Here is a 24,227-nt window from a genome sequence, read left to right as displayed (position 1 = left end):
TTGCGGCTTCGGAGAGGACGATGAGTCTCTGCTTATGCGGTCGTCGGCAGCGTCAGATGTGTATAAGAGACAGTACGGAGACACCGTGCGCCTAGATCTCACCGGAATCGATCCCGTCGACCACGCCCTGGCCCGCCGCTGCTCGGTGGGTGACCTCCCCACCCGCGCGGCGGCCACGTTCGCGGACCGGACCGCGCTCACGGACGATGCCGGGTCGTGGACGTATCTCGAACTCGAGGCGATCTCCAACCGGTTCGCCCACGGGGTGACCGCGCACGGGATCGAGGCGGAGGAGCCGGTCGCGATCCTGTCGACGAACTGCCGCGAGTTCGTCGCCACCTACTTCGGGACGGCCAAGGCGGGGATGGTCTCGCTGCCCATCAACCTCCTGTCCGGGCTCGAGAACATCGCGCACGCCCTGACCGACTCGGGCACCCGCATCCTCGTCGTCCACGGCTCACTCGCAGAATTGGTGATGGGAGCGGTCGCCGCCATTCCCGCGATCCGCACCGTCGTCGTCGTCGGAGGCGTCCCCGACGGCCTGGAGGCCACCGCCGACGGTCCCGAGCTGATCGGGTGGGACGACCTCCTGGCCGACGACGACACCAATCCCGACACGGTGATCGGCGACCGTCAGGTCGTGCAGTGCCTCTACTCCTCCGGTACGACCTCACGCCCCAAGGGCGTCCTCACCTCGCACCTCGCGGTGACCATGGCCGCGCTCGGCAACGGGGCCCTCTTCGGCCTCAACTGGGGCGCCGAGGGCTCGGTCACCGTGTGCCCGCTCCCCCTCTTCCACACCGCCGGCCTCAACGGGGTCCTGCTGTCCGCCGTCACCATGGGCGCGACCGTCCACCTCCTGCCGGGCTTCGACCCGGTCCAGTACGCCGACACCGTCGCCCGGGTGCACGCCACCCACCTCGTGGGCCTGCCCCTCATGCTCGAGGCCCTCGCCGACGGCACCGACCGCGGCCTCGACCTCTCCTCGATCCGGTTCCTGCTCTACGCCATGGCCCCGATGTCCGAGGAGATGCGCCGACGCCTGGAGTCCGCGCTCCCGGACGCCAGGATGGTGCTGGCCTCGGGGATGAGCGAGTGCACCCCGGCCACCGTCATGCAGTGGCCCGAGCTGGGCCCCGACAAGTCCGACTCCTGGGGCTACCCCACGCCGATCGCGGAGAACCGGATCAGCGAACCGGGCGGTGCCGAGCTCATGCCCGTCGGCGAGGACGGCGAGATCGTCTACCGCGGACCGACGGTGATGGAGGGCTACTGGAACAACCCCGAGGCCAACGCCGCGGCGTTCGTGGGCGGCCGCCTGCACTCCGGTGATCTCGGGCGCATCGACGCCGAGGGCGTCGTGTGGTTCGCCGACCGCGTCAAGGACATCGTCAAGTCCGGCGGCGAGAACGTCTCCTCGCTGCACGTGGAGCGGGTCCTCATGGACCACCCGCACGTCGCCGAGGTCGCCTGCGTCGGCCGCCCGGACCCCAAGTGGGGCGAGCTCGTGATCGCGGTCGTGGTGCCCACCGAGGGCGCGCCGGCAGAGGACGATCTCAAGGGCTCGGTCATGGAGTTCGGCGCGGAGCGTCTCTCCTCCTCGCACCGGCCACGCGACGTCGTCGTGGTCGACGCCATCCCCCGCACGGCGACCGGGAAGATCCGGAAGGTCGAGCTGCGCGCAGCGCGCTGACAGGGCCGAGTCGGCCCCCGATCACCTCGGTCAGGGGTCGACACCGGGTCAGGGGCCGACCTCCAGGAGCTCGCCGGGGATCTCCAGGCGGGCGGCGGCGAGGTCGGCTCCGAGCCCCGGCCGCAGTACCTCGCCCCGTGGCGGGCGGGCGACGAGATTGACCGCCCGGAGATTGGGCAGCAGGTAGCGCCGGATGTCCATACCGTCGAGCCCCGGGATGAGCTCACGGATCCGCTCGACGGTGAGTTCCCCGGCCAGCCAGGCGAACGCGGAGTCGTCCCATGTCCACACCGCGATGTTGACCCCGCGGCCGACCACGCCGCGGCGCACGCTCGCGACCGAGCCCAGGACGGCGGTGACGGGCTCCCCGCCCGGGACGGCGCCCGGGGACCACGGCGTCGGTAGCTCGCCCGGCCCGATGGGTGCGGTCTCCGGCGGGACCGGGATCGCGACGCGGGTGCCGTCGGGCATGACGACCGAGTGCCCCGATTCCTCCTGGGGCAGGGGGCGGGCGATCCGCACGGGACGCCGGTCCTCCCGGGCTCCCCGGGTCATGGCCACCACCGCCACGACCGGCGGGGCCGGCTCCCCGCGCGCCCCGCTGATGCGGACCCGGTCCGTGCCCTCCTGTGCCAGGCGGAGCGAGTCGAGCCGCAACACCACGTCGGGAGCCGCGTAGCGGGCCCCGGCCACGCCGTCGAGGAGCTGGTCGGTGACGGTCCCCACGGTGACCGACCCGAAGGCGGACGGATGGCGCGTGACGACCGCGCACCCGTCGTCGGCGATCTCTGCGATGGGGTACCCGCCGGTGACCGGATCGGTGGTGCGGGTGACGTCGGTGGTGGAGTCGACGACCCCCGTCGCGCCGGGGCCACCGGAGAGCACGTGCCCGACCGCGACCGATCCGGCCAGGGCGTCCAGGGCGGACGGGGTCCAGCCGTGGTGGGCCGCCGCGGCGCCGACGACGAGCGCCTCGCGACTGACGCGCCCGGTGACGACGACGACGGCACCGGCAGCCAACGCTCGCGAGATGCCGAACGCGCCGTGACGCACCGTCGCGACGTCGACCTGACCGAGACCCAGATCGACCGCCCTGTGCGTCACGTCCCCGGAGTCGACGCTGGCCACCGCGAGCTCGACCCCCGACTCGCGGGCCAGCTCACGCAGTGCGGATGCGAGCCCCTCCGGGTCCAGAGCGCCGGCGTTGGTGACGATCCGCACTCCCCCGGCTCCGAGCCGCTCGAGACACTCGCCGATCTGGACCAGCGCCGCCGCCTCGTAACCCGGGCCGCCCGTCGCGCGCTGCCCTGCGAGTTCGAGCATCGCCTCGTCCGAGAGCATGTCGAGCGCGAGGACGTCCAGGGTCGCGGCCGTGAGGAACTCGGCCGTCGCCGTGGCGCGATCGGCCCGCGACGCCGAGACGTTGCCGATGCGCAGGGGACTTCGGGTACTCGTCATCGATCCTCGGACTCCTTGTCGATCAGCGGTGGGCGCCTACCCCAGCATGCTCCCCGTGGCGGCGAGGCGGGCGTGGAACGAGAAGGCGTCCTCGAGGATATGCGGCGTGTTGCCCGCGTCGGGACGGGCCTCGGCCCGATCGAGGTACTCGTGCAGGAGGGGCCGGAAGGCCGGGTCGGCGCACCGGTCCACGACGAGGCGCGACCGCTTGCGCGGGCTCAGCGCCCGCAGGTCGGCGAGACCGTGCTCGGTGACGATCACCTGGACGTCATGCTCCGTGTGGTCGACGTGCGGGACCATCGGGACGATCGCCGACACGGCCCCGTTCTTGGCCGTGGACGGGCTCAGGAACATCGACACGTACCCGTTGCGGGTGAAGTCGCCGGACCCGCCGATTCCGTTCATGATCCGGGTCCCGCCCACATGGGTGGAGTTGACGTTGCCGTAGACGTCGGCCTCGAGCATGCCGTTCATCCCGACTATCCCCAGTCGCCGGACGATCTCCGGGTGGTTGCTGATCTCCTGCGGACGCAGCGTGATGTGGTCGCGGTACAGCTCGAAGTTGTCCACCAACTCGGTCAGCCCGTCCTCGGACAGGGCCAACGCGGTCGCCGAGGCGTGGGCGACCGTGCCCTGCCGGATGAGCTGGAGCATCGAGTCCTGGATGACCTCCGAGTAGCAGGTCAGATCGGAGAACGACCCCGCCGCCAGCCCGGCGAGGACGGCGTTGGCCACGTTGCCGATCCCCGCCTGCAGCGGGAGGAGACTGCCCGCCGGCATCCGGCCGCCGGCGACCTCGTGGTGGAAGAACTCCAGGACGTGGCCCGCGATGGCGTCGCTCACCGCGTCCGGCTTGGTCAGGGCGCTCGCGGAGTCCCGCTGGTCGGTGGGCACCACGGCGACGACCTTGGCCGGGTCCACCTCGAGCAGGGGCTGGCCGATCCGGTCGTCGGCCCGCGACAGCATGATCGGCCTGCGCTGCGGCGGGAGCGCGGTGCCGTAGTAGATGTCGTGCATGCCCTCGACGCCGTCCGGGATCCACGAGTTCACCTCGAGGATCACCTTGTCCGCCACGTCGAGCCAAGTCTTGTTGTTGCCCACCGACATCGCGGGGACGAGCTTGCCGTCCTCGGTGATCGCGGAGACCTCCACCACCGCGACGTCCACGTCGCCGTAGTAGCCCTGCCACACCTGCTGCGCCACGTGCGAGAGGTGGACGTCCACGTAGTCCATCTCGCCGGAGTTGATCTTGCCGCGGGCCGTCGGTTCGCTCTGATACGGCATCCGCAGTGCGATTCCGTCGACCTCGGCGAGCAGCGCCTCGGCCTCGTTCGCCACGGACGCACCGGTGAGCAGGTTGACGCTGAAGTCGCCACCAGCCGCCCGCACCGAACGGATGCGCTCGGCGAGGGCCGGCGCGAAGGCCTTGGGCGTGCCCGCGCTGGCGAACCCACTGATCGCCACCGTGTCACCATCGGCGATCCGCTCCACAGCGGAGGCCGCGTCGGTGACCAGCCCACGGAAGTGGGGATGGCGGATGCGTGAGGGGTCGTACGCGGTGCCCCGCTGCTGGACGGAGGTGCTCATACGCGGAGCCTATCGCCGGGCCGTCCGGGACCCCGACTCGCGATCCAGGCCCCACCCCCGGCCGGAGTGGGCGCCCTCAGGCCAGGGTGCCGGACACGACCCGATCGGCATCCAACCGGACCGCCTCGAACCCGATCTCCCCCGCCGTAGCGCCGTCCGCGGGTCAGGGCGAGACTCCCCGGTCCCCCCGCTCCACCAGGACCAGCACCTCCCCGCCGTCGGGGCCGGACGCCCATACGAGGAGATGCGTGGGGCGAACGCCGTCGGAGCGGACCGCGGCCCTACCCTCGAGCAGCACCCGGCGCCCGCCCCCGCACCCTCCGGCGACCCGCGCCACCGTGGGCGGGCCGCCCGGGTCACCGGCCCCTGCCACCGCCAACACCGCTCCCCCACGGGCGTCCGGCACCCGGGCGCCGGCGGCCGCGATCACCTGCGCCGCGCGGTCGTGGACCCGGGGCACCGCGGCCGTCGTCGCCACCGGCGGGAACTCGGCATCGGAATCGGCCACGGTGCCTGAACCTCCTGGTTGGTGTGGATAGACTGCCCATCATCCCACCGCCGCGTCCGACAGGAGTGAGCCTTGCCCCCCAGGACCGCCCCGATCCCCGATCGCATCGACCAGGCCCGCGCCAACTGGGAGCGAGAGGGCTGGACGGATGCCGCGCAGGGGATGACGGTGGTGACCTCGGTGATGCGGGCGCACCAGATCCTCCTGGCCCGGGTCGAGGACACTCTCCGTCCGTGGAACCTGTCGTTCCCCCGGTACGAACTCCTCCGACTGCTGGCCTTCTCCCGCTCGGGGTCGCTGCCCATCACCAAGGCGTCGGAGCGCCTCCAGGTGCACGTCACCAGCGTCACCAGCGCCATGAAGCGCCTGCTCGACGCCGGGCTGGTGGAGCGACGACCGCACCCCACGGACGGGCGGACGACCCTGGTGGAGATCACGGACGCGGGCAGGCAGGTGGTGGCCGAGGCGACCGCGGCGCTCAACTCCGGCGTGTTCGCCGACCCGGGGATGGACGAGGGCGAGCAGGTGGCGCTCATCGAGGCCATCGCCGCGCTGCGCCGGTCCGCCGGCGACTTCTGACATACGACACCGCGCCCGGCCCCCTCTCGGGTGGGGCCGGGCGCGGCTGTTCGGGGGAGGGAATCTCCCGGGGCCGTGAGCTCCGGGGTTCCGTCAGGTGTGGATCAGGGCACCTCGGTGGCGAGGGTGCGGTCCTCGGTCATCTCGGCATCCGCGTTCATCACGTTCTTGCTCGACTCCGTCATGGCCACCACGCACAGCATGGACATGGCGGACAGCAACGAGAGCATGATCCCGACACCGAGCGTGTTGCCCGCGGCGACCATCGCGGCGGCGGCCAGCGGCGGCAGTGCGCCACCGAGGATGCCGGCGAGGTTGTAGCCGAGGCCGGCGCCGGTGTAGCGGTACCGGGCCTGGAACAGCTCCGGCAGGAGTGCGCCGGCCGGGCCGTAGGCGATGCCGAAGATGATGAGCGTGACGAAGAGGACGATGGCGAACGCGATCGGCGACCCGGTGTCGAGGATCGGGAACACGAACAGCGCCCAGACCACGGCCAGCGCCACCGAGGTGCCGATGACCTTCTTGCGGCCGATCCGGTCGGAGTACATGGCCGAGATCGCGATCGCGGCGCCGAAGATCAGGGCGGCGATCATGCCCATACCCAGGACGAACGGGCGGGTGTGCTCGAGGTTCTTGGTGGCGTAGTTCGTGAGGAACGAGGTGCCCATGTAGAAGAGGGAGAACAGCGAGGTGAGCGCGCCACCGGCGATGAGGATCTCCTTCCACTGGTAGCGGAGCGCATCAGCGAACGGCAGGGTCTTGGGTGCCGCGTCCTCGGAGGCCAGGGCCCGGTCCTGCTTGAAGACCGGGGTCTCCTCGATGGAGATGCGGATCCACAGGCCGATGAGCACGAGCACGGCGGACAGCAGGAACGGGATACGCCAGCCGTACTGCATGAACGGGCTGTTGACGTCAGAACTGTCGCCGGCGACCAGCGAGAAGATGAGGAACGTGCCCGAGGAGAGGAAGAACGCGAAGGCGACGCCCAGCTGCGGCCACATCCCCATCATCCCGCGCTTACCCTGCGGCGCGTACTCGGCCGTGAGCAGGGTCGCCCCGGCCCACTCGCCGCCGACCGCGAAGCCCTGGAAGAAGCGGCAGACGACGAGGAGCGTCGGGGCCCAGATGCCGATGCCGCCTTCGAACATTCCGAAGGCCCCGGTGCCGTACCCGGGGAGTAGGCCGATGAACACGGTGGCGATGCCCATGATGAACAGGGTCCACACCAGGGTGCGCTTACGACCGATGCGGTCGCCGAAGTGGCCGAAGAGCGCGGCGCCGACCGGGCGCGCGAAGAACGCGACGGCGAAGGTCGCGAACGACGAGAGTGTCGCGGCCGCCGCATCCTGGCCGGGGAAGAACAGAGTGGGGAAGACCAGCGCCGCGGCGGTGCCGTAGATGAAGAAGTCGTACCACTCGATCGTCGTGCCGATCGAGGAGGCCGCCGCCACCTTCGCGAGCGAGGTCTTCCTGGGCTCCGCTGACGGGTTCGGCGACTGTGGCGCCGCACCCCCGGCGGGAAGGTTCGTGGTTGTCAAGACAACTCCAAGTCTCGTGGGGCGCCGGGCGGGGCCCTGGCGCGGGACGTGTTCCCCGACGAGTGAACGTCGATTGAGCAAAAGGTATGTGACTGGGGCCACACTGGATACACCCGAAAGTGGATGGTCGGTGATCCGGATCACGTCGCGGCCGGGCGAACCCGGCACCGCCGGACCGGAAGCGCACCGCCGCGGGCGTCCCTAGGGTGACGGGCGAGACGCCGACCACGAGCCCGAAGGAGCGCGCCCGATGCCTCGACCCACCCCACGAGTGATCAGCGACCAGTCCCTCGACTTCCTCCGGTCCGGATACCTCTTCGCCTCGCGGGTGCGGCAACGCGCGGGGGTCTCCCCCGATTCGCAGGCCCCTGTCCGACTGCGGCTCATGGGACGCAGCGCCGTTCTGTTGCGGGGCGTGGAGGGTGTGCGGAACTTCTACGACGCGGACAAGGTGGAGCGCAACGGCGCCATGCCCGGGTTCATCCGGTTTCCACTCTTCGGCCCGGGCGCCGTCCACGGACTCGACGGCCGCGCGCACGAGGTACGCAAGAACGCACTGGCCGACATGGCCTATGACGACGAGCGCGCCGCGCGGTTCTCCGAACTGGTCGCCGATGAACTCGAGGGGATGCTCGGCGACTGGGCGCGCAGCGGTACCGGCACGGTCTACGGCGACACCACCACGGCGTTCGGTCGGGCGGCGTTCCGCTGGGCGGGCCTCCCGCTCGCCCCGGCGGAGGCCGATCGCCGGGCCCGCCAGATGAGCAGGCTGCTCGACTCGTTCGGCCGCATCGCGACCAATCCGGTCGCCGAGGTCGAACGCGTCCGGCTGGACCGCTGGGCCACCGGCCTGATCCGCGCGGTGCGGGCCGGCGGACTGCGCGCGGAGCCCGACTCGGTCCTGGCGGCCATGGCCGACCTTCGGGACCCCGACGGCGCTGCAGTCGACGACCGGACCGCCGCCGTGGAGCTGCAGAACCTCACCCGCCCGACGGTGGCGGTGGCGCGGTTCGCCGCGTTCGCGGCAGTCGCGCTCACGGAGAATCCCGGGTGGGCCGCACGGATCCGGGAGGCCTCGTCGGCCGCCGGCCGGCTCTCCGATATCCCGGAGGCCGTCGCGTTCGCCCAGGAGGTCCGGCGGGTCTACCCGTTCGTGCCGATGCTGCCGGCGATGGCGACCTCGGACTTCGAGGTGCACGGATGCCCGGTGCACCGAGGCGAACGGGTGCTGTTGGATCTCCTCGGCACCGATACGGACCCCGATCACTGGGACGACGCCTCGACGTTCGACCCCGGGAGGTTCATGGGGGTCGAAGACGCCGAGCAGCTCGAGGCGTTCGTCCCGCAGGGCGGTGCGGGTGTCCGCACAGGCCACCGGTGCCCCGGCGAGAAGCTCGCGGTGGCCGCCCTGTCCGCCGCGGTGGCCGCGCTGAGCCGTCCGGAGGTGCGCATCAGCCGGGATCCCGACGATCTCACCTTCCCGTGGACGCGGATGCTCACCCGTCCCGCGACAGGGGTCCGGGTGACGTGGCAGGACCGGGAGACCGCGGCGCCGTAGACCCGCCCTCGCCGGCGCGTCGCCGCGCGACGAGAAGAGCGTTCCGCACACTGCCCTCGGGCGATGTGTGCGGAACTCTCTTCGCGACGCGGGCCGGTCGGGTCGATTCAGGGCAGGACGCCGAGGAGCCGGGCGCGCGCGACGGACTCCATCCGCGACCGCGTGCCGAGCTTGGTGCCGATGTTGCGCAGGTACGCCTTGATGGTCTCCGGGGACAGCGACAACCGCGCCCCCACCTCGGCGTTCGAGCAGCCGAGAGCGACCTGGGCAAGCACGTCGATCTCGCGCGGCGAGAGCACCGATTTGGCGGGGACCGGGATGTCACCGGCGTCGGGCGCCCGTCCCACGCCGGCGAGTGCGGACCCGGCGGCCAGGAGACGGTCGCGCAGTGCCGGGTCGCCCAGCTCAGCGGCGATCGCCCGTAGCTCTCCGTGGAGGACCCGCAGCTGCTCGCGGTCCGCGGCCTCGAAGCCGACGGAGTGCTCCGCGGCGGCGAGGTCCGCCATCCGCAGCCGTCGGTCGACTTCGTCCCTGACCTGGAACTCCGCGGCGAGGTCCGAGGCGACCGAGTTGAACGTCCTGGCGACGTGGTCGCCGAGCTGGGTGGCCACGCGCGCCGACCCGTAGAGGATCGTCCGCGCGACGCCGGAGACCATCACCGGCACCGAGATGATGGCCCTCAGGCCCTCCTGCTCCACCGCATCGGCGTAGTCGCGCGTGATGCTGGAGCAGTCCTCGTAGTCGCGGACCGTCGCGGGACGCCCCGACGCCATGACGTGCCCACCGAGCCCCCGGCCCTTGGCCACGGCCAGACCCTGCATGGAGTTCGTGCGGACGCCGATGAAGCGGCTGAGCTTCGCCGTCTCGCCGTCGGCCTGCCCTGCGAACACGATCGGCAGACCGGACTCCTGCCGGGCGCGTCGCAGGGCGCCGAGGACCGCGTCCGAATCACTGGGTCGAAGGGTGGTCATGGTCAGCTCCCGAGAGTGGAGACGGTCAGCTCCGCGCGGCATCGCGGATGCTGGTGATGATGGCGCTGAAGTCCTTGCCACCGTTGTCCTGCGCGAACTCGTCGTACAGCGCCGCGGCCGCCGCACCGAGCGGCGCGACCGTTCCGGTGCTCTCCAGCGCGGCCAGCGCCAGTCCCAGGTCCTTGTTCATCAGGGCCGTGGCGAAGCCGGGCGTGAAGTCGTTGTTCGCCGGGGAGGTGGGCACCGGGCCGGGCACGGGGCAGTTGGTGTGCAGCGCCCAGCTGTTGCCGGTGGCCCCGGTGACGACGTCGTACAGGGCCTGGTGTTCGAGCCCCAGCCGCTCCGCGAGCACGAACGCCTCGCCGATCGCGATCTGGTGGACGGCCAGGACCATGTTGTTGCAGACCTTGGCGGCCTGACCGGCCCCCGCCGCTCCGCAGTGGATGACCTTGCCGGCCATGGGTTCGAGCACCGGCTGCGCGGCGGCGAACGCCTCGTCCTCGCCGCCCACCATGAACGCCAGCGTCCCCGCGGTCGCGCCCTTGACACCGCCGGAGACGGGGGCGTCCACCTGGAGCATCCCCGCCTCGACGGCCTTGGCGTGCACCGCCCGGGCGTCGTCGACCGAGATGGTGGACGAGTCGATGAACAGGGTTCCCCGCTCCGCCTCTCCCAGGACGTCCTCGTAGGTGGAGGTGACCAGCGCGCCGTTGGGGAGCATCGTGATGACGACCCCGGCCCCGCGGACCGCCTCGGCCGGCGTCTCGCAGACGGTCACACCGGCCGAACGCGCGGCCTCCTGCGCCGCGGAGACCGGGTCGAAACCGCGGACCTCGTGGCCGGCGCCAGCCAGATTGGCCGCCATGGGACCGCCCATGTTGCCCAAACCGAGGAAAGCGACGGTCGGCAGTTCGTTGGTCATTCCTACGCTCCCAGTCCGCGCGCGGCGACGGCCCTGCCGACGACGACGCGCATGATCTCGTTCGTGCCCTCAAGGATGCGGTGCACCCGCAGATCCCGCACGATCTTCTCGATTCCGTATTCGGATAGATACCCGTAGCCGCCGAACAACTGCAGCGACCGGTCCGCGATGTCGAAGCACCGGTCGGTGACGAAGAGTTTCGCCATGGCGCACAGCTCCACGTGGTCGGGTTCCTTGGCGTCCAGCGCCGCGGCGGCGCGCCACAGCATGAGCCGACTCGCCTCCAGTTCGGTGGCCATCTCGGCGAGGGTGAACCGGATGGTCGGCTCGTCGATGAGCGCGCCGCCGAACGCCTCGCGGTCCCGCACGTGTGCCACGGCCCGCGAGTACGCCTCCTGGGCCCCGCCCAGCGAGCAGGCGGCGATGTTGATGCGCCCGCCGTTGAGTCCGCGCATCGCGATGGTGAAGCCGAGCCCCTCTCCGCCGGTGTCCGCGCCGCCGATGAGGTTGGCGGCCGGAACCCGGACGCCCTCCATGATCACCTGCGCCGTCGGCTGGGCGTTCCAGCCCATCTTCTGCTCGTCGGGGCCGAAGCTCAGCCCGTCCGAGTCGGCCGGGACCAGGAACGCGGAGATGCCCTTAGGGCCCGCGTCCCCGGTCCTGGCCATCACCAGGTAGACGTCCGACTGGCCGCCCCCGGAGATGAACTGCTTGGTCCCGGTGAGCACGTAGTGATCACCATCGCGGACCGCCTTGGTGCGCAGCGCCGCCGCGTCCGACCCGGCGCCCGGCTCGGTGAGGCAGTAGCTGGCGAACTTCTCGAGCGAGGCCAGCTCGGGGATCCACTGCCGGCGCTGCTCGTCGGTGCCGAACTCGTCGACCATCCACACGCACATGTTGTGGATGGACAGGTAGGCCGCCACCGCCGGGCATCCCCGGGCGAGCTGCTCGAAGATCCGCACGCCGTCCAGCCGACGCATCCCGCTGCCCCCGACCTCCTCGGAGACATAGATCGCGCCCATGCCCATCCCGGCAGCCTCGCGGAGGACGTCCTTGGGGAAGTGGTGGGTCTCGTCCCATTCCTGCGCCTTGGGACCGATCCGCTTGTCCGAGAAGTCGCGTGCGGCGTCGACGATGACCTTGTCGTCGTCATCAAGGGTGAACATGGGTGTTCCTCTCCTGGGGCGAGCCGGTCAGTCCATCGTGGGGATGTTGAAGTCGGCCCCGTCCTTGATGCCCGACGGCCAGCGCTGCGTGACGGTCTTGACCTTGGAGTAGAACTTGATCGACTCGGGGCCGTGCTGGTTGAGGTCGCCGAATCCGGACTTCTTCCAGCCACCGAAGGTGTGGTACGCGATCGGGACCGGGATCGGCACGTTGACGCCGACCATGCCGACCTCGACGCGGGAGACGAACTCACGGGCGGCGTCGCCGTCGCGGGTGAAGATCGCCACGCCGTTGCCGTACTCGTGGTCGTTGGGCAGGCTCAGCGCCTCCTCGAAGTCCTTGGCGTGGACCACCACGAGGACGGGGCCGAAGATCTCGTCGGTGTAGACGCTCATGTCCGGGGTCACCTTGTCCATGAGCGTCGGGCCCACGTAGTAGCCCTCGGAGATGTCCTCACCGTTGAACTCGCCGGTGTAGGCACCCACACCGCGACCGTCGACGAGGAGCTCGGCGCCGGCCTTCTCGCCCTGATCGATGTAGTCGAGGACCCGGGCCTTGGACTCGGGGGTCACCAGCGGGCCGTAGTCGGACTGCGGATCGTGGCTGTGGCCGACCTTGAGGTCCTTGACCTTGGGCAGCAGCTTCTCGAGGAGCGCCTCGGCCGTGCCCTCGCCGACGGGGACGGCCACGGAGATGGCCATGCAGCGCTCGCCGGCCGAACCGAATCCGGCTCCGACCAGGGCGTCCGCGACCTGGTCCATGTCGGCGTCCGGCATGATGATCGCGTGGTTCTTGGCGCCGCCGAAGCACTGGGCGCGCTTGCCGGTGCGGGCGGCGCTGGAGTAGATGTACTGCGCGATCGGGGTGGACCCGACGAAGCCGACCGCCTGGATCGTGTCGTTGTCGAGGATCGCGTCCACGGCCTCCTTGTCGCCGTGCACGACCTGGAAGATGCCGTCCGGCAGGCCCGCCTCGGTGAACAGCTCGGCCAGGCGCACCGGCACGGAGGGATCCCGCTCGGAGGGCTTGAGGACGAACGCGTTGCCACAGGCGATGGCCGGGCCGGCCTTCCACAGCGGGATCATGGCCGGGAAGTTGAACGGGGTGATGCCGGCGACGACGCCCAGCGGCTGGCGCATGGAGTAGACGTCCACGCCGGTGCCCGCGTTCTCGGTGAACTCGCCCTTGAGCAGGTGCGGGATGCCGATCGCGAACTCGACGACCTCGAGGCCGCGCTGGATGTCGCCCTTGGCGTCCGGCGTGGTCTTGCCGTGCTCGATCGCGAGCAGCTCGGCCAGCTCGTCCATGTTCTGGTTGACCAGGTCCACGAACCGCATGAGCACGCGGGCGCGCTTCTGCGGGTTCTGCGCGGCCCACGCCTTCTGCGCGGCGGCTGCCTTGGCGATGACGTCGTCGACCTCGGCCGTGGTGGCCAGCGGTACGACCGCCTGCGCCTTGCCCGTGCTGGGGTTGAGCACTTCCTGGCTCCGCCCCCCGGTGGCCGCGACCCGCGCGCCGTTGATGTAGTGCTCGACCTGCCTGAGATCCGACATGGACGTCCCTTCCTCAGTGGGGCGGCGCGCTGTTCTCGCCCGCTCACCCCTGTCCCGTGATGCCCATCACCATATACTTGCAACTCCTAGTAATCCATAGCCGGGCCCCGGTCGACCCCGGACCCTCCCCTTTCGGGTGTACCGCCAGCCCTCGCGGCAGCTCTACTGTGAGCTGACTCACTCATACGTTCCGTCGACAGGAGCATCCATGCCCCCGCTGCCCACCGAGGCCACCGTCCGGTTCCGCGCCGCCCGCGACTTCCTCCAGGCACACGCGCTGGACTACGACGCCGCGCGGGACGGATTCGCCTGGCCCGAGCTCGACGAGTGGAACTGGGCACTGAACTGGTTCGACGTCCAGGCCGAGGGGAACGACGACCCCGCCCTGTGGATCGTCGAGGAGAACGACGGCGGCGGCGCCCCCACCGAGGCCAAGTACTCGTTCGAGGAGATGCGGGTCCGGTCCGACCGGACGGCCAACTGGCTGCGTGAGCGGGGCGTCGAGCCCGGCGACCGCATCCTGCTCATGCTGGCCAACCAGGTGGAGCTGTGGGACGTCATGCTGGCGGTGATCAAGCTCGGTGCCGTGGTCATCCCCGCCACCACGCTGCTCGCCGAGGGCGACCTGCGGGACCGCATCGCGCGCGGCGGCATCAAGCACGTCATCGCGCGCGGCGAGCTGGCCGAACGGTTCGCCGACATCTCCGGCGACTACCAGCGCATCTCGGTCGGCGGGGACGAGCGGGGCGGCGCGCCGGCGGGCTGGACCGACCTGGCCGGAGCGATGGACGCCTCCCCCGACTTCGAACCGACCCACACCACCCACGCCGACGACACCCTGCTCCTGTACTTCACCTCCGGCACCACCAGCAAGCCCAAGCTCGTCGAGCACACGCACGCCTCCTACCCGGCGGGTCACCTGTCGACCATGTACTGGATCGGCCTCCAGCCCGGCGACGTCCACCTCAACGTCTCCTCCCCCGGCTGGGCCAAGCACGCCTGGTCGAACGTCTTCACCCCGTGGATCGCGGGGTCGTGCGTGTTCATCTACAACTACTCGCGCTTCGACGCCGCGGCGATGATGCGCGAGATGGACCGCTGCGGCGTGACGAGCCTGTGCTGCCCCCCGACCGTGTGGCGGATGCTCATCCAGGCCGACCTGACCCAGCTGCAGGTCCCGCCCCGCCTGGCGGTGGGCGCGGGCGAGCCGCTCAACCCCGAGGTCATCGGCCGGGTCCGGGACGCGTGGGGGGTGACGATCCGCGACGGGTTCGGCCAGACCGAGACCACCGTGCAGATCGCCAACACCCCGGGCCAGCCCATCAAGGACGGCTCGATGGGCCGCCCGTGCCCCGGCTTCGACGTGGTGCTGGTCGACCCGGCCACCGGTCGGGAGCTCGCCGGCGATGGCGCGGAGGGCGAGATCTGCCTGCGCCTCGATCCCCGCCCGCTTGGACTGATGGTCGGTTACCACGGTGATGCCGAGCGCACCGACGCCGCCTACGCGGACGGCTTCTACCACACCGGCGACGTGGGGTCCCGCGACGCGGAGGGCTACATCACCTACGTCGGGCGCACCGACGACGTGTTCAAGTCCTCCGACTACCGGATCTCGCCGTTCGAGCTGGAATCGGTGCTGCTCGAGCACCCGGCCGTCGCCGAGGCCGCCGTCGTCCCCTCCCCTGACCCGGTGCGGCTGAGCGTGCCCAAGGCCTTCGTCGTCCTGGCCGGCGGCTGGGAGCCCACCGAGGCCACGGCGCGCGAGATCTTCGAGTACTCGCGCACCCACCTGGCCGGCTACAAGCGGGTCCGGCGCCTGCAGTTCACCGACCTGCCCAAGACCATCTCCGGCAAGATCAGGCGGGTGGAGCTGCGCCGCGGCGAGGTCGACAACGGTCCGTCGGTGGACTTCCCCGGTGAGTTCCGCGAGGACGCACTGCGCTGACGGTGGTCGCCGTCCGGGGCGTGCGAGGACGGGCGACGACGACGAGGTGGTCGTCGCCGTCCGGTGCGCGGTCCGCGGGCGGCCGCCACGCGACGCGGGTCCCGAGGCGGCTCACGTCCGGAGGAAGCCGTCGATCTCCTCGGGCGTCCACGGCGCATGCGAGTGGAAATCGCGGTACGCCAGGATCTGGGCCTCCGGCGTGGGGAATCGTCCGACGAAGCCGCCCGATCCGGCGAAGACGCCCCCGGTGATCCCCGCGGAGAGGTCGGAGACGAGATAGGTGTAGAGGGGTGCGACGTACTCCGGGCCCGCCGGGTCCAGTGCCCCGGCCACACTCAGCTCGTCGAGCATTCCCCGGCGCCCCAGGTCCCGGATCTGCTCCTCGTAGGCCCCCCCACTGGACAGACGGGTGCGCGCGCCGGGGCACACGACGTTCGCCCGGATCCCGTGCTCGGCCAGCTCCGCCGCGATCGCCATGGTGAGTGAGGTGACGGCGCCCTTGCCCGCCGGGTAGCCGGTCCCGCCGTAGTCGCCCTTCCAGGCGAACGACGACGTGGTGACGATCGCACCAGTTCCCGCCTCCACCAGGTGTGGCGCGAAGACGCGACAGGGGGCGAACACCGTGCCCAGGTGGGCGTCGATGAGGTCGGCGAAGTCGGCGTGGGACACCGTGAGGATCGACGACCCCGCCGGTTCGGGCACCCCGGCGCACGTGATGAGCCCGCCCACGACCGAGTCCCCCTCCCTCGCCCGGGCGAGCAGTTCCTCGGCGACGGCGGGCTCGTGCGCCGACCCGGCGACGCCGCGGATCCGGCCGGTCGACCGTGCCGCGAGGTCGTCGACCTGCTCGGCCAGCGCCCGTGGATCCCGGCCGTTGAGCACGACGTCCGCACCCCGGGCCGCCAGGTCCTCGGCCACCGCGGCCCCGATCCCGCGCGAGGATCCGGTGACGGCGTACGCCCGCCCGCCCAGGTGGAGCGCGGTCACTGCCGGCGGTCGTGGTCGGGTCCACGGGCGGCGAGGGTCCGCTTGGCCCACCCGTAGTCCGTCTTGCTGCTGGGGTGCCGCTCCACCTTGTCGACGACCCAGAACGCGACCGGGATCTTGAACCCCGCCAGGGTCGCGCGCAGCGCCTCCTCCAGGGCCGCGAAGTCACCGGTGTGGCCGTCATCCCACTGGAGCACCGCCCCGACCCGGTGGCCGAACCGCTCGTCGGGCACGCCCAGCGCCACGGCGTCCTGCACGCCCTCGGCGGCCTTGAGCGCCGACTCGACCTCCTCGGCGAAGATCTTCTCGCCACCGGAGTTGATCACCTGGCTGCCTCGGCCGAGCATGATGATCGTGTCCGGGCCGTCGTACCTGCCGCGGTCGCCGGTGAACACCCGCCGGGTCCCTGCGATCTCGCGGAACGTCTCGGCCGACTTGGCGGCGTCCTTGTAGTAGCCACTGGGCTGGTAGCCGGCCTTGACGATCCAGCCGATCTCGGTGGAGTCGTCGGGCAGCGGCTCGTCGAAGTCGTCGACCAGTTGCAGGCCGCTACCGCGTGGGATGCGGGGGCCGTGGTCGGTGAACAGCGATCCGTCGTCGACGTTCGCCTTCGTCACGACCCCCAGTCCGCCGAAGCCGCTCTCGGAGGATCCGAACGCGTCCATGATCATGAGATCGGGGCGCAGCTCGAAGAGCTCGGCCTTGACCGCCGGCGAGAACAGGGCGGCGCCGGAGCTGACCATGAACACGCTCGAGGTGTCGGCACCGGTGCCGCGCATCCGTTCGAGCATCGGCCGCACCATGGCGTCGCCGGCGAGGACGACGATCTGGATCTTCTCGCTCTCGATCTCCTCGAGCACGTCGTCCGCCCGGAAGTGCGGCAGGTAGTGGCACGTGCCCCCGGAGAACAGCGCGGTGAACGAGGGCATGAGCCCGGAGGTGTGGATGAGCGGGAGCAGCACGAGGTAGCGCGCGGGGTCCCCGCCCAGGCCGGCACGGGACTGGTGGTACTCGTCGGGCACCGGCTCCCCGGTGTAGTAGTCGCTGCCCCCGCCGAGGCTGCGCCACAGGTCCTCCTGGCGCCACATCACGCCCTTCGGCTTGCCGGTGGTCCCGCCCGTGAAGACGAGGAAGAGGTCGTCCGCGCTGCGTTCCACCGGCGCCCGGTCCGGCGAGGCCGCGGCGAGGAGCTCCCGGGCGTCGAGCGTGCCGGCCGGCAGCTCCCCCGCCCCGGACCCGTCCTCGACCACGATGAGGTGACGCAGCCGCTCCGCGTCCCCGACCGCACCCGCCACCGCCGGGGTGAACTCGCGGTGGAAGACCAGGGCGCAGGAGTCGGAGTAGTCGTACAGGTACCCCAGCTCGGTTCCCGCGTAGCGGTAGTTGATGCTGACGGGCACGGCGCGGAGTTTGAGGACGCCGAGGAACAGCGCGATGCAGTCCACCCCGTTGCGCAGGTGGATCGCCACGTGATCGCCGGGCCCCACCCCCCGGGAGGACAGCCCGTCCGCCCACCGGTTGGCCTCGGCCTCCAGGTCCGCGTACGTGAGCCGACGGTCGTCCTCCACCACCGCGAGCCGGTCGCGTCCGTACGCGTCGACCGCGTGCTCGAAGAGATCTGCCAGGGTGTGTGCCATTGCGGGGTCCTCCGGGGCGGGCTACTCGGGTGGAAGGTGAACGCCGCGCCGGTGCTGATGCGGGTGACGGCGACCTCCTCGCCCTCCGTGGCCGGCTCGTCGCCCAACCGCAGGACCGCCTCCACGTGCGAGCCGTCCGTCGGGACTCGCTCCACGGTCCAGTGCGGGTCGACCGCCTGCGCGGCGGCGGCGAGGGGCCGGAGTCCGTCGCGGGCGAGCAGCGGGAGCCAGGTGTCGTCGGCGAACCCGTCGGCGGTGGTGTCCCAGCGGACCGTCAGCTCGGTACCGTCCGCGGACACCTCCGATGAGTAGCCGGTGTAGGCGGTCGGCCCCGCCATCGGGTGCAGATCGAGCACGGTGGCGAGGCCGAGCGCGTCGGGGCCCACGCCCAGGACCTCGCGGATCCGTCCCGCCGCGACACCGGCGATGCCGGTGGCCTGGTAGGCGAGGAGCCGGTCCGCCGTCTCGGTGTCCGACCGACGCCGCACCGACTGGTGGAAACCGACGGCGAGCAGGTGCATCTGGAGATAGACCTCGCGGGTGATCCGGATGAGTGCGGCGGAGGTGAACTCGGTGAAGACCAGGTCGGTCAGCAGTGGTCCCGCGTAGTCGTCGCGCGGGCCCTCGCCGGTCGTGTCCCGGGGCGCCGGGGGGTCGAACCGGAAGTCGATGATCCGGCTGGACGCGGATTCCAGCGCGGGTCCGGGCACCGGGAACGGCTCGCCGTCCGGGTCGATCCGCACCCGCCAGTGGCAGTGCGGGGTGCGGCCCTCCGGGGCGCGGGGCGGGCGGTGGATGGGTTCGACGACCGCGAGCGGGTTGGTGGCCAGCGCGGTGGCGGGAAAGGTGGGGTCCTCGATGTCGTGGCACATGGTGGTGACCAGCCGGTCCCCCATCGGCTCGACGTCCATGAGGGCTCCACAGTGGTCCAGCCAGAACTCACCGTTGTCGTGGTCGGTCACCGCGTACCGGAAGTCCATGAACTCCGGCGGGGCGCCCACGTCCAGTTGGAAGCCCTTGAAGATCTCGGCGACGCCGTCGCCGGTGATCGACAGCGCGTCCTTCATCCGGCGGGCGTAGTGGGGACTGGCGGCCTGCCATTCCTCGATCGCGACGTCCCTCATGCCGTCGACGCCGAACTCGCCGAGCAGCGCCGGCATGCCGGCCCGGTCGATGAGCTGGCCGATGAGCAGCAGGTCGGGCAGGAGCCGGGCGAGCGTGGCGTGGTCGAGGGCGTCCAGGGGATCGGGCGGCGGGGAGATGCTCACGGGACTCAGACCTCCTCCGGGGAGGAGACCGGCCACAGCGGGGCCGGGCTGTCCTCGATGCGGTACCAGCCCGCCGGCTTGTCGCCGGCCGCCTCGAACCGCTGCTTCATGGAATCGGTGAGTGCGTCGGCCTCGTACATGCGCATGAACAGGTCGACGACGTTGCCGAAGTCGAAGAAGTCGCGGTGCCACGCCCACTGCTGGTTCCCGTTGTAGAGGAACCACGATCCGCCCAGACCGTGGACCTCGTACGGCTCGCCCGTCTTGGGGTCGACCGTGTCGCGCGCGATCTGCTTCCACAGGCACAACACGTCCCCGGTCTCCGGGTCGATGATCGTGCGGATGTACGGGTACTCCCAGCCGTCGAGTCCGGCCATCTCCTGCCCGAGCGCGATGTCGCGGATCTCGTCCCGGCCGACCGCCATGAAGTCGTCCTTGGTGCCGTAGTTCCACCCGTAGGTGGCGTCCTCGGCGTAGAAGTCGGCCAGCGGCGTCCAGTCCTTGTTCCGCTCGCACACCGCGTTGGCCTCGATCCAGCGCTCCACGAACTCGGCGATCTCGGCGCGGTCGTATCGGGTCACGTCACTCACTCCTGGGGCTCTCTTGCGTGGGGTCTGGGGTGTCGACCAGGCGCAGTGCCTGTGTCGGGCAGTACTTGACGGCGGCCTTGACGGCCTCGAGTTGGCTGTCGGGTATCCGGCCCCGCTTGGCCCGTACCTTCGCCTCGGGCCCCTTGGGCACCGTGAACCATTCGGGCGCCTCGGCCTGGCACTCGGCGTGGGCCTGGCACAGGTCGAAGTCGACCTCGACCCGCATCGGCGACTCCCCGCCCATCAGCGCTGCCTCCTCCGGTAGCGGACGGTGCACGGCTGGGCCAGCTGGACGACCATCTTCGAGTGGTCGTTGTGGTAGCTCTCCGCCGGCTGGGCGAGCTCGAACTCGAACTCCCGCAACAGGACCGAGAAGATGGCCTTGATCTGCAGCTGGGCGAACGCCGCCCCCACGCAGCGGTGCCGGCCGGCGCCGAAGGGGATCCACGTCCAGCGGTTGACGATGTCCTCCTGCCGCGGTTCCGCGTACCGGTCCGGGTCGAACGCGTCCGCGTCGGGGAAGTCCTCCGGCAGCCGGTTGGACACCGCCGGCGAGGCGGCGACGGTCTGGCCGGCGTGGACGACGTAGTCCCCGATCCGCACGTCCTCCTGGGCGACGCGCATGAGGATGATGAGCGGCGGGTGCAGCCGCAGCGTCTCCTTGAGGGCGTTCTCCACCTTGGGCATCTGCCGCAGTGCGCCGAAGCTGTACTCGGCCCCGTCCGCGTACACCTCGTCGAGTTCCGCCACGACCTGCGAGAGGTACTCGGGATGCTTGAGCAGTTCGATGAGCATCCAGGCGCTCGTCCCCGAGGTCGTGTGGTGCCCGGCGAACATCATCGAGATGAAGATGCCGGTGACCTCGTCCGGGGTGAACCGGTGCGCGCCGTCGTCGTTCTTCACCGAGACCAGCACGTCGAGCAGGTCCCGGTCCTCCTTGTCGGCGGGCGGGTTGGCGACGCGGTCGTCCATGATCGCGGAGACGAGCTCGACCAGCCCGGCGCGGGCCTCGTCACGCTTGCGGAACGCGGGGATGTCGGCGTAGGCGTCGATGTAGGCGTGGGGGTCGGTCCCCTGTTCCAGGTCGTGGTACAGGTGGGCGAACCGGGAATCGAGCTGCTCGCGGAACTTGGGGCCGATGAGGCACGCCGACGAGGTGTAGATGGTGAGTTCGGAGAACCACTCGAGCAGGTCGATCTCGCCCTCGTCGCCCCACTCGGCCACCATGCGCTGGACCTCGTGCGGGATGGTGACGGCGTGCTGGCGCATGTGGTCACCGCGCAGCGCGGTGTTGTGGAGCATCTCCGAGCGGCGCTCGGGGCTGGCGTCGAAGACGACGCCCTCACCGAACACCGGGGTCATGAAGGGGTAGGCGGCCGCCTGGTCCAGCGCCTCGTCGGGCGCCCGGAAGAACGCCTCGTTCGCGGCGGCACCCGAGGCCAGGCAGATGTCGCGGTCGGCGATCCGGAACACGCCCAGGTCGCCGCACTCCTGTCGGACCCGCCAGAACAGGCTGATCGGGTCGGTGCGTAGCTCGTCCATGTGGCCGAGTTCGCCCTCTCCGCCGGACACGCGCTGCGGCTCGTCCAGGCCCGAGAAGTCGGTGGGCTCGTCTGTGGAACTGTCGATGCTGGTCACGAGTAGTCCTCCTCGATGGGGGCCTCCGGCTGGATCTCCAGCTCGGTGATCTGGGCGCCGCGGGGCATGGACACCATGGCGGTGACCCCGCGCGCGAGGTCGGCGGGTTTGCACATCCGGGGATGACGACCGAATCCGTGCCTCACCCATTCGTTGATGACGGCCTCGGCCGTGTCCTGGTCGAACTCCGTGCCCATCTCGGTCATCACCGGACCGGGCCGGACCACGCCGAGCCGCACCCCGGTGCCCTCGAGCTCCCGGCGGGCCTGCTTGGCCATGGTCTCCAGTCCGGCCTTGGCCGCCACGTACGCGCCGGAGCGAGGCCGGGCCGTGTAGGCCACGTCGGAGCCGATGAGCACGACGTCCCCGCGGCGGCGGTCGATCATGCCGGGCAGTACCGCGTGCAGCAGGCGGTGGACGGCGAGCAGGTGGATGTCGATTTGGGCGGCGAAGTCGTCCGGGTCCATCTCCCAGACCCGCGCCATCTTCAGGCTCCCCGCGCTGGAGACCAGCACCTCTGCGGGGCCGTACGCATCGGCAGCCGCGACGACGAACCCGGCGACGGAGTCGGCGTCGGTGACATCGACCTCCCGAGCCGTGGCCTCGCCCCCTGCCTCGCGGATGGTGCGCACCAGGTCGTCGAGCCGATCCGCGCGGCGCGCGCCCACGACGACCGGGTGCCCGAGTGCCGCGAGGGACTCGGCACTCGCGCGGCCGATGCCCGAGGAGGCGCCGGTGACCAGGGCGGGGCGTTCGGAGGCGTCCGGGTGGGACGGGAACCGCAGGCTCATCAGCGCGCCACCTCGACCCGCATGGGCAGATGGGCGAAGCCGCGGACGTTGGAGGAGTGGACGCGCTCGGCCCCGGGGAGCAGTTCGTAGCCGGTGATCGTGCGGGCGATCATGTCCAGCGCGATGCGGCCCTCGAGCCGGGCGAGGTGCGCCCCCAGGCAGAAGTGGGGTCCCTGACCGAAACTCAGGCTCGCCGTGGTGTCCCGCGCGAGATCGAAGGCGTCGCCGCGGTCGAAGACCTCCTCGTCGCGGTTCGCGGACCCGATGAGCAACAGGACCTTCTGGTCGGCGGGGATGGTGACACCCCGGACCGTGGCGGGCTCGGTGGTGGTGCGCAGGACCATCTGACTCGAGGTGTCGAAGCGCAGCGTCTCCTCCACCCAGGCCGGTGCCAGGGCGGGATCGTCGAGCACGGCCCGCGACTGGCCGGGGTACTCGTGGCCCCAGAACAGGGCGTTGGCCAGAAGCTTGGTCGTGGTCTCGTTGCCGGCCACCACCATGAGGAACAGGAAGGACAGGATCTCGTCGTCGTCCAGCTTCTCGCCGTCGATCTCGGCGTCGAGCAGTGCGGAGGTGAGGTCCCCGGTCCGGGCGGTACGACGCTCGGCGACCATCCCCTGGTAGTAGGTGATGAGGTCGAGCGCGGCCACCATGGAGTCCTCCGGCACGTCCTGCACGCCCTCCTCGCGGTGCATGACGAGGTCGGCCAGCCGACGCAGTTCGGCCCGGTCGACCTCCGGTACGCCCATGAGATCCGAGATGACGTCCATGGGCAGCTTGCCCGCGTAGTCGTCGACGAAGTCGATGGTCTCCCCGTCTCGGGACCGTGCCAGGCACTCGTCCCAGTACTGCCGCGAGATCCTCGAGATCCCCTCGGACAGGGCGTCCACGCGCCTGGAGGTGAACCCCTTGCTCACCAGTTTGCGCAGGCGGGCGTGGCGGGGATCGTCCATCGCGAGGAAGGACATCGTCTTGTAGGCGTGCGGCCCGTACGCGGCGGGGTCCAGCGAGACCCCCATGGCGTTGGAGAACACGTCCGGCGCGCGGAACGCCTCGCGGACGTCCGCGTGCCTGCTCAGCGCCCAGAAGTCGAGGTCCGGGTTGTGGTAGACGGGCGCCTCGGCGCGGAGACGGGCGTAGAACGGGTAGGGATCCTCGTGCACCGCGTAGTCGTACGGGCTGAACACGAGCGGAGCGGGCGTCGCGGTGGTCATCTCGGGCGTCACCTCAGGATCAGTCGTGCTGCGGATTCGATCGCGTCTGCCATGTCCGAGTAGGAGCCGTAGCCCATGCCCGCCCGGACGAGTGCCCCGGCGTAGACCATCTCCAGCGCCTGGACCACCTCGTCGTCGTTCCGCTCCCCCAACGCCGCCACGAGGCGACGTCGGATATCGGCGCCGATCCGTACCCGCAGGTGGGAGACCTCGGGGTCGTCGCCCAACAGGGCGGCGGTGACGGCCGACGACAGTTCCGGCTCGTCGGCGAGGAGGAGCGCGACGTCGCGCAACACGGCGACCACCCGGTCGGCGGCGGAGCCACCGTCGGCGGCCTCGGTCACGTGGTCGTCCAGACGGCGCCAGAACACCTCCGCGATGAGGTGGCCCTTGGAGGAGAAGTACGTGTAGGCGGTCGCCGGTGCGACGCCGGCCCTGGCGGCCACGGCACGGACGGCCAGGCCTCCCGGACCCTTCTCCCGCAGCACCTCGACCGCCGCGCTGGTCAGGCGGTCGACGGTCTCGGCCTGCTGGCCGTTGAGCCTGCGCCGCGTCGATTCGAACCGAAGATCACTGGACATGTGTCTGGACAGTACACCACCGTACGGACTATCGTCTAGACA

General features: G+C 70.9%; 21 protein-coding genes. 5 read left to right on the top strand and 16 right to left on the bottom strand.

Annotated features, from left to right (window positions below):
- Window positions 1-85: 85 nt before the first annotated feature.
- Window positions 86-1,693, top strand: a complete 1,608-nt coding sequence (locus J1M64_RS16520; protein ID WP_206474876.1) for a class I adenylate-forming enzyme family protein — start codon at window positions 86-88, stop codon at window positions 1,691-1,693.
- A gap of 48 nt (window positions 1,694-1,741) precedes the next feature.
- Here J1M64_RS16520 and J1M64_RS16515 read toward each other — a convergent pair whose 3' ends face one another.
- The 3 genes from J1M64_RS16515 to J1M64_RS16505 form a co-directional block, all read right to left on the bottom strand.
- Window positions 1,742-3,151: an acyclic terpene utilization AtuA family protein gene (locus tag J1M64_RS16515; RefSeq protein ID WP_206474875.1), complete on the bottom strand. Its 1,410-nt coding sequence runs from the start codon at window positions 3,149-3,151 to the stop codon at window positions 1,742-1,744.
- A gap of 36 nt (window positions 3,152-3,187) precedes the next feature.
- The gene (locus J1M64_RS16510; RefSeq protein WP_206474874.1) at window positions 3,188-4,738 is read right to left on the bottom strand and encodes a succinate CoA transferase; all 1,551 of its coding nucleotides are present in this window, start codon (window positions 4,736-4,738) and stop codon (window positions 3,188-3,190) included.
- 163 nt (window positions 4,739-4,901) lie between these two features.
- Window positions 4,902-5,246 carry a hypothetical protein gene (locus J1M64_RS16505; protein ID WP_206474873.1) on the bottom strand — a complete coding sequence of 115 codons (345 nt, stop codon included), beginning with the start codon at window positions 5,244-5,246 and terminating at the stop codon, window positions 4,902-4,904.
- Between the two features lie 72 nt (window positions 5,247-5,318).
- On the opposite strand from J1M64_RS16505, the gene J1M64_RS16500 reads away from it, so the two are divergent.
- Window positions 5,319-5,825, top strand: a complete 507-nt coding sequence (locus J1M64_RS16500; protein WP_132061509.1) for a MarR family winged helix-turn-helix transcriptional regulator — start codon at window positions 5,319-5,321, stop codon at window positions 5,823-5,825.
- 104 nt (window positions 5,826-5,929) lie between these two features.
- On the opposite strand, the gene J1M64_RS16495 is transcribed toward J1M64_RS16500, so the two are convergent.
- Window positions 5,930-7,363 carry an MFS transporter gene (locus J1M64_RS16495; RefSeq protein WP_206474872.1) on the bottom strand — a complete coding sequence of 478 codons (1,434 nt, stop codon included), beginning with the start codon at window positions 7,361-7,363 and terminating at the stop codon, window positions 5,930-5,932.
- A gap of 250 nt (window positions 7,364-7,613) precedes the next feature.
- Here J1M64_RS16495 and J1M64_RS16490 point away from each other — a divergent pair, with 250 nt between their 5' ends.
- Window positions 7,614-8,921 (top strand): cytochrome P450, encoded by a 1,308-nt coding sequence (locus J1M64_RS16490; protein ID WP_206474871.1) that lies wholly within the window; start codon window positions 7,614-7,616, stop codon window positions 8,919-8,921.
- Between the two features lie 107 nt (window positions 8,922-9,028).
- Here J1M64_RS16490 and J1M64_RS16485 read toward each other — a convergent pair whose 3' ends face one another.
- The 4 genes from J1M64_RS16485 to J1M64_RS16470 are packed head-to-tail and all read right to left on the bottom strand — an operon-like array spanning window position 9,029 to window position 13,534.
- On the bottom strand, window positions 9,029-9,892 hold the full coding sequence (locus J1M64_RS16485) for a LuxR C-terminal-related transcriptional regulator (protein ID WP_067716732.1): 864 nt from the start codon (window positions 9,890-9,892) through the stop codon (window positions 9,029-9,031).
- A 25-nt stretch (window positions 9,893-9,917) separates the two neighbouring features.
- The gene (mmsB, locus tag J1M64_RS16480) at window positions 9,918-10,802 is read right to left on the bottom strand and encodes a 3-hydroxyisobutyrate dehydrogenase (RefSeq protein ID WP_206475030.1); all 885 of its coding nucleotides are present in this window, start codon (window positions 10,800-10,802) and stop codon (window positions 9,918-9,920) included.
- Between the two features lie 14 nt (window positions 10,803-10,816).
- Window positions 10,817-11,980 carry an acyl-CoA dehydrogenase family protein gene (locus J1M64_RS16475; RefSeq protein ID WP_206474870.1) on the bottom strand — a complete coding sequence of 388 codons (1,164 nt, stop codon included), beginning with the start codon at window positions 11,978-11,980 and terminating at the stop codon, window positions 10,817-10,819.
- 27 nt (window positions 11,981-12,007) lie between these two features.
- A complete protein-coding gene (locus J1M64_RS16470; protein ID WP_067716738.1) occupies window positions 12,008-13,534 on the bottom strand; it encodes a CoA-acylating methylmalonate-semialdehyde dehydrogenase in 1,527 nt (508 codons plus the stop codon).
- Between the two features lie 208 nt (window positions 13,535-13,742).
- On the opposite strand from J1M64_RS16470, the gene J1M64_RS16465 reads away from it, so the two are divergent.
- Window positions 13,743-15,479, top strand: a complete 1,737-nt coding sequence (locus tag J1M64_RS16465) for an AMP-binding protein (RefSeq protein WP_206474869.1) — start codon at window positions 13,743-13,745, stop codon at window positions 15,477-15,479.
- Between the two features lie 111 nt (window positions 15,480-15,590).
- Here J1M64_RS16465 and J1M64_RS16460 read toward each other — a convergent pair whose 3' ends face one another.
- Both J1M64_RS16460 and J1M64_RS16455 read right to left on the bottom strand, forming a co-directional pair.
- Window positions 15,591-16,466: an SDR family NAD(P)-dependent oxidoreductase gene (locus tag J1M64_RS16460; protein WP_206474868.1), complete on the bottom strand. Its 876-nt coding sequence runs from the start codon at window positions 16,464-16,466 to the stop codon at window positions 15,591-15,593.
- Window positions 16,463-18,103, bottom strand: coding sequence for an AMP-binding protein (locus J1M64_RS16455; protein WP_206474867.1), 1,641 nt, complete (start codon window positions 18,101-18,103; stop codon window positions 16,463-16,465). Before J1M64_RS16455 ends, J1M64_RS16460 begins: the two co-directional genes overlap by 4 nt.
- 669 nt (window positions 18,104-18,772) lie before the next feature.
- Between J1M64_RS16455 and J1M64_RS20580 the strand changes: the two genes are divergently transcribed.
- Complete coding sequence (locus J1M64_RS20580; RefSeq protein ID WP_374220863.1) at window positions 18,773-19,183, top strand: hypothetical protein; 411 nt, start codon at window positions 18,773-18,775, stop codon at window positions 19,181-19,183.
- 193 nt (window positions 19,184-19,376) lie between these two features.
- On the opposite strand, the gene J1M64_RS16445 is transcribed toward J1M64_RS20580, so the two are convergent.
- The 6 genes from J1M64_RS16445 to J1M64_RS16420 all read right to left on the bottom strand — a co-directional run bounded on the left by J1M64_RS16445 (window position 19,377) and on the right by J1M64_RS16420 (window position 24,185).
- Window positions 19,377-19,952 (bottom strand): nuclear transport factor 2 family protein, encoded by a 576-nt coding sequence (locus tag J1M64_RS16445; RefSeq protein WP_154828578.1) that lies wholly within the window; start codon window positions 19,950-19,952, stop codon window positions 19,377-19,379.
- Between the two features lies 1 nt (window position 19,953).
- On the bottom strand, window positions 19,954-20,205 hold the full coding sequence (locus J1M64_RS16440; protein ID WP_371606999.1) for a ferredoxin: 252 nt from the start codon (window positions 20,203-20,205) through the stop codon (window positions 19,954-19,956).
- The gene (locus tag J1M64_RS16435; RefSeq protein ID WP_206475029.1) at window positions 20,205-21,503 is read right to left on the bottom strand and encodes a cytochrome P450; all 1,299 of its coding nucleotides are present in this window, start codon (window positions 21,501-21,503) and stop codon (window positions 20,205-20,207) included. The genes J1M64_RS16440 and J1M64_RS16435 overlap by 1 nt, the downstream gene beginning before the upstream one ends.
- A 92-nt stretch (window positions 21,504-21,595) precedes the next feature.
- Window positions 21,596-22,390 carry an SDR family oxidoreductase gene (locus J1M64_RS16430; RefSeq protein ID WP_206474866.1) on the bottom strand — a complete coding sequence of 265 codons (795 nt, stop codon included), beginning with the start codon at window positions 22,388-22,390 and terminating at the stop codon, window positions 21,596-21,598.
- Window positions 22,390-23,604: a cytochrome P450 gene (locus tag J1M64_RS16425; RefSeq protein WP_206474865.1), complete on the bottom strand. Its 1,215-nt coding sequence runs from the start codon at window positions 23,602-23,604 to the stop codon at window positions 22,390-22,392. The genes J1M64_RS16430 and J1M64_RS16425 overlap by 1 nt, the downstream gene beginning before the upstream one ends.
- 8 nt (window positions 23,605-23,612) lie before the next feature.
- Entirely contained in the window at window positions 23,613-24,185 is a 573-nt protein-coding gene (locus J1M64_RS16420; protein ID WP_119192167.1) for a TetR/AcrR family transcriptional regulator, read from the bottom strand.
- Window positions 24,186-24,227 lie beyond the last annotated feature (42 nt).

This window comes from Dietzia sp. KRD202 (assembly GCF_017168155.1).
Classification (GTDB): domain Bacteria; phylum Actinomycetota; class Actinomycetes; order Mycobacteriales; family Mycobacteriaceae; genus Dietzia; species Dietzia kunjamensis.
This window is presented reverse-complemented; position numbering and strand designations above follow the sequence as displayed.

Excerpts from the sequence above, each read along its gene's own strand:
- J1M64_RS16420 (WP_119192167.1), bottom strand. The coding sequence starts at position 24,185 with ATGTCCAGTGATCTTCGGTTCGAATCGACGCGGCGCAGGCTCAACGGC.
- J1M64_RS16470 (WP_067716738.1), bottom strand. The coding sequence starts at position 13,534 with ATGTCGGATCTCAGGCAGGTCGAGCACTACATCAACGGCGCGCGGGTC.
- J1M64_RS16440 (WP_371606999.1), bottom strand. The coding sequence starts at position 20,205 with ATGGGCGGGGAGTCGCCGATGCGGGTCGAGGTCGACTTCGACCTGTGC.
- J1M64_RS16515 (WP_206474875.1), bottom strand. The coding sequence starts at position 3,151 with ATGACGAGTACCCGAAGTCCCCTGCGCATCGGCAACGTCTCGGCGTCG.
- J1M64_RS16490 (WP_206474871.1), top strand. The coding sequence starts at position 7,614 with ATGCCTCGACCCACCCCACGAGTGATCAGCGACCAGTCCCTCGACTTC.
- J1M64_RS16430 (WP_206474866.1), bottom strand. The coding sequence starts at position 22,390 with ATGAGCCTGCGGTTCCCGTCCCACCCGGACGCCTCCGAACGCCCCGCC.
- J1M64_RS16510 (WP_206474874.1), bottom strand. The coding sequence starts at position 4,738 with ATGAGCACCTCCGTCCAGCAGCGGGGCACCGCGTACGACCCCTCACGC.
- J1M64_RS16435 (WP_206475029.1), bottom strand. The coding sequence starts at position 21,503 with ATGGACGAGCTACGCACCGACCCGATCAGCCTGTTCTGGCGGGTCCGA.
- J1M64_RS16465 (WP_206474869.1), top strand. The coding sequence starts at position 13,743 with ATGCCCCCGCTGCCCACCGAGGCCACCGTCCGGTTCCGCGCCGCCCGC.
- J1M64_RS16485 (WP_067716732.1), bottom strand. The coding sequence starts at position 9,892 with ATGACCACCCTTCGACCCAGTGATTCGGACGCGGTCCTCGGCGCCCTG.
- J1M64_RS16475 (WP_206474870.1), bottom strand. The coding sequence starts at position 11,980 with ATGTTCACCCTTGATGACGACGACAAGGTCATCGTCGACGCCGCACGC.
- J1M64_RS16425 (WP_206474865.1), bottom strand. The coding sequence starts at position 23,604 with ATGACCACCGCGACGCCCGCTCCGCTCGTGTTCAGCCCGTACGACTAC.
- J1M64_RS16455 (WP_206474867.1), bottom strand. The coding sequence starts at position 18,103 with ATGGCACACACCCTGGCAGATCTCTTCGAGCACGCGGTCGACGCGTAC.
- J1M64_RS20580 (WP_374220863.1), top strand. The coding sequence starts at position 18,773 with ATGATCCGGCTGGACGCGGATTCCAGCGCGGGTCCGGGCACCGGGAAC.